The following is a 3506-nucleotide window of genomic DNA, read 5'->3' on the forward strand; positions in this document are numbered from 1 at the left end:
TGCGCGAACTCATCGAGTCTCCTGATCATGGGCTGAACAAAACTTGACGCCTGTCAACTTTTGAGTCTAGGGGATCGCCGCACCGGTCATCCAGGGTTTGGCTGAAAGGCTGCGTAGGCTCGGACTCCGTGCAGCCAGGGACGGCTCGAAGCCTGCGGGTAGTCCTGCTCGTCGTGTTGGCGACGGTGCTGGTGGTCGCGCTCGGCCGGCTGGTCGGCGGAGCGCCGAAGGCGGTTGTCCCGCAGATCCTGGAGCCGCCGTCACCGGTGATCCCCACACCGCAGCCCCAGTCGGATACCTCGCTGGTCAAGACAGCCACAGGGATGGTACGCGGGGTCGTCGAATGGGATCACCGGTTATTCGCCGGTATCCCTTATGCGGCACCGCCCGTCGGCCGGCTGCGCTTCCAACCGCCTGCGCCCGCGCCGGCCTGGAAGGGAATACGCGATGCCACCGAACCGGGGCCGCGGTGCATACAGGATCCCAGCGCTGATCCGGAGTTCGGCAAGCAGAGCGACGAGGACTGCCTGAGCCTCAATGTGTGGACTCCCGCGATGACGGGATCGCCGCGACCGGTCATCGTGTGGATTCACGGCGGCTCGTTCACAGGCGGCAGCGGCAAGATCTACGACGGTCGGTGGCTCATTTCGCGTGGCGACATCATTGTCGTCACCATCAACTATCGACTCGGAACGCTCGGGTTCCTGGCGCATCCGTCGCTCGGGCCGCCCGGTGACGTCGGCAACTACGGATTTCAGGACCAGCAGGCCGCATTGCGCTGGGTGAGGGACAACATCACAAGCTTCGGTGGCGACCCGGACAAGGTGACCGTTGCCGGCGAATCAGCCGGCGGCATGTCGGTCTGCGACCACCTTGTCGCGCCGGGTTCCAAAAATCTGTTCCGCGCGGCGATCATCCAGAGCGCGCCGTGTGGCGCTCAAGTCCAGTTGCCGATGGCGGAACAAAGAAGTGTCGACTACGCAGCAAAAGTCGGCTGTGGCGACCCCCGCACTGCGGCGGACTGTCTACGGGCGTTGCCGGTGGACAAACTGCGAGAACCGGTGACGTTCTACAACATCGGGGAGGACGCGCTGCCCGGACCAGTGGCAGGCACAGCGGTGCTCCCACTCGATCCCGTCACCGCGATCGCGGAGAATGATGCCGTTCGCGTTCCGGTGCTGATGGGCACGAACCGCGACGAGTTCACGTTGTTCGTCGCGCTGCAATATCTGCGGCTAGGCAAGGTCTACACCGCCGAGCAGTATCCGGATCTGCTGCGAGACACGTTCGGCGCCAACGCCGTTGCGGTGGCCCAGCGCTATCCGTTGAGCAACTACGGCGGTAACGTCTACTCCGCCTACTCCGCGTCGGTCACCGACGGTGTGTTCTCGTGTGTCACCGAACGGACGAGCGAAGACCTTGCACGGGCGGGTCCGGTGTATGCCTACGAGTTCAACGACCGTGACGCGCCTGCACCAGAGCCGATGCGCACGTTGCCTTTTCCCGTCGGCGCCAGTCACTCACTTGAGCTGCGCTTCATCTTCGAGATCGGTGGTGCGGGACCGCTGGACCCTGCGCAACAGAAGCTGTCCGACCAGATGCTGGACTACTGGAGCCAGTTCGTCATCAACGCTTCGCCGCACGCCGTCGGTCAACCCGATTGGCCCGCGCTGGGCACCGATGTCGCAGCGCAGCCCTGGATGTCGCTGCAGCCCGACGGCAGTCGCGTCGTCACCGACTTCGGCCAAAGCCACCAGTGTCCGTTCTGGGACAACCTGCCCAGATGAATACCCGTTGAGAACTCCGAGCCGTCTCTAAGCTGACGAGATGCCGACGCCGGAACCTCAGCAGTTCGCCGACGACTGGGTGCAGGCCTGGAACTCCCACGATGTGGAAGCGGTGCTCGCGCACTTCCACCACGACGTCGTCTTCAGCTCGCCGATCGCCGCGCGCGTGCTGCCCGACTCTCTGGGTGTGGTGCGCGGCAAGGAGGCGTTGCGACACTACTGGACAACGGCTTTGGCACTGCTGCCCGACCTGTACTTCGAGGTCATCGCGGTGTATCAGGGTGAGTCGACGCTGGTGATCAACTACCGAAACCACCGGGGCGAACTGGTCAACGAGGTGCTGACGTTCGACGCGCCCTCGTGCGAGTGGGTCACGGCACGTATCTGGGCTCATGACGCTCGTTCAGTCTGCGGTCGTGGCGACAAAGTGTGACCCAAAGTCAATCGGTTAATGCAACATCGCTAGGCGGCTTCCTCGAGCAGGGCGGCTAGTCGTTGGGCGGGGGTGTCGAGATCGAGGGTGGGTCGGGGTCGGCGGTTGAGGGTGTCTTGGATGCGTTTGAGGTCGGTCTTGGTGTAACCGCTGAGGTCGCTTCCTTTTTCGAACCAGAACCGCAGCAGCCGGTTGGTGTTCTCGTTGGTGCCGCGCTGCCACGGCGAGTGCGGATTGCAGAAGTACACCGGAGCGTCGAGCTCGAGGTGGATCTGCCGCCAGTTGGCCATCTCGCTGCCGCGGTCCCAGGTGATTGACCGCCGCAGATCGTCGGGCAGCTCGCGCATCGCCTCGATCATCGCGGTCGCGACCGTTTCGGCGGTGTGATCGCCGGGCAAGTGCAACAAGATGGTGAAGCGGGTCGAGCGCTCCACTAAGGTGCCGATCGCGCTGTGGGGCCCGACAATCAGGTCGCCTTCCCAGTGCCCGGGGACGGCCCGATCATCGGCTTCAGGTGGCCGGTCGCTGATCTTGAACTCCTCGCCGCTGCTGAACACGCCACGGCGGTTGTCGGTGCGCCCGCGGGGTTTGCGGTTCGCCCGCTTGGTAGACAGCCGTTTATGCAGATCAGCGCGCAGACTGCCACGGGTCTGCACATACAGGCACTTGTAGATGGTTTCGTGGCTCACCCGGTTAAGACTGTCATCGGGGTGATCGCGGGCCAACACATCAGCGATTAGTTTCGGGCTCCATCCCTCATCCATCCACTCCTCGATTACGGCACACAGCGGGTGGTCTTTGAGCTTGAACCCCTTTGGCCGGCAAGCTCGTTCGGCCGCCCGGGCATGGGCCATCAAAGCGTGATAATCCCCGTCGAGATTGCTGTTGCGCGCGATCTCGCGGCACACCGTTGAACGGTGCCGCCCGATGCGCCGGCCGATCTCAGCGTGCGACCGTCCGACGTCGCGGCCCCGCATAATCTCGATCCGCTCAGCGTCATTAAGCCGATGCCCACGACCGCCAGGCAACGCCAAATTGCCGGGCTCAACCAGCCCACGAAACACGCGTCCCCGCCCCCCGGTATGGATTTTCATGGAGCCAGCCTGACGCCACCAGCTGGTTCCTGTGTCGCGCGACGCGCCGAGATCGTAGGCCACATCTCCTGATGCCTCACCGCGACAGATCCGGTCGAAAAACTCCCGCTTAACCGACTTGGAGAACGGATATCCACTCGGCATTGCAACCTCCCAAATCAATAGATGTTGCATTGACCGTATGAATCCGCC

The 3506-nt window shown here is 63.5% G+C and carries 2 protein-coding genes and 1 pseudogene; 2 read left to right on the forward strand and 1 reads right to left on the reverse strand.

Going from position 1 to position 3506, the window contains the following annotated elements; genetic code table 11:
• Positions 1 to 128 precede the first annotated feature (128 nt).
• Positions 129 to 1787, forward strand: a complete 1659-nt coding sequence (locus QOC76_RS27515) for a carboxylesterase/lipase family protein (RefSeq protein WP_526362480.1) — start codon at positions 129 to 131, stop codon at positions 1785 to 1787.
• A gap of 40 nt (positions 1788 to 1827) precedes the next feature.
• A pseudogene (locus QOC76_RS27520) lies at positions 1828 to 2183 on the forward strand (nuclear transport factor 2 family protein).
• A 66-nt stretch (positions 2184 to 2249) separates the two neighbouring features.
• Here QOC76_RS27520 and QOC76_RS27525 read toward each other — a convergent pair.
• On the reverse strand, positions 2250 to 3458 hold the full coding sequence (locus QOC76_RS27525) for an IS30 family transposase (protein ID WP_526362482.1): 1209 nt from the start codon (positions 3456 to 3458) through the stop codon (positions 2250 to 2252).
• Positions 3459 to 3506: the final 48 nt, after the last annotated feature.

The sequence above is a fragment of the Mycobacterium sp. genome (assembly GCF_032159565.1).
GTDB lineage: Bacteria > Actinomycetota > Actinomycetes > Mycobacteriales > Mycobacteriaceae > Mycobacterium.

Bases quoted from the DNA above. Each gene is read 5' to 3' on its own strand.
- QOC76_RS27525 (WP_526362482.1), bottom strand. From the start codon at position 3,458: ATGCCGAGTGGATATCCGTTCTCCAAGTCGGTTAAGCGGGAGTTTTTC.